This window comes from Streptomyces sp. WM6386 (assembly GCF_000972385.1).
GTDB lineage: Bacteria > Actinomycetota > Actinomycetes > Streptomycetales > Streptomycetaceae > Streptomyces.
The window spans coordinates 1-704 of sequence record NZ_JXTE01000324.1; the positions used below are offsets into that span (position 1 = coordinate 1).

Sequence of the window (704 nt, forward strand, 5' to 3'; positions counted from 1 at the left end):
TCGCCGAAGCCCTCGCTCAGGTAGGCATGCGGATGATGCACCATGCTGTCCTGTCGGCAGTCGCCGAACTGGGTCCCGTATCGCAGGCCGAGCTGGGCCGCAGCCTGAGCATCGATCCCAAGGACATGGTCGCGATCCTCAACGACCTCCAGAACGATGGCCTCGTGACCCGCGCGCCGGACGCCAAGGACCGTCGCAAGAACGCCATTGCCCTCTCGCCTAGCGGGAAACGTCGCCTGCTTCAGACGGAGAAACTGGGCCGTGAGGCGAACGATGAGCTGACCGCTGCCTTGACGCCTGCCGAGCGGGACCAGCTCATGGGTCTCCTCGCGCGCATCGTCCAGCAGGAAGAGCCCTGCGCTGAAACCGGCCCAGGCGGCGAATAGCAGTTCGTCACGCATGCCCAGGAAGACAGCGAGGCAGCCGTCCCACCCTCAGGTCGGTGCCTCGGCATCGTGTCCAAATTCTCGGCTGGTGCCTCCATGGTCACGTTCCGGAGCCGGACTTTCGCACCGCTGCGGCAACGCTCCTGCCGAACCGTTACTGTAGGAATCGATGTCACCGGGCACCGGCACTCCTCGTGTGACTGAGCGCCTCAGTTGGCCACTTTGAGCGTCCGGTTGACCGGAGGGTAGCGGTCGATTCAGGTAGCCGGTTTCGATTGAGTCGACTGCGATGCCGGGTTCAGCGGCTGTGGTGGGCTA

General features: G+C 64.5%; 1 protein-coding gene. It reads left to right on the forward strand.

Going from position 1 to position 704, the window contains the following annotated elements; genetic code table 11:
• Nucleotides 1–386 (forward strand): MarR family winged helix-turn-helix transcriptional regulator (locus tag TN53_RS46345; RefSeq protein ID WP_199924751.1); only part of this gene is annotated, 386 nt, incomplete at its 5' end.
• Nucleotides 387–704: the final 318 nt, after the last annotated feature.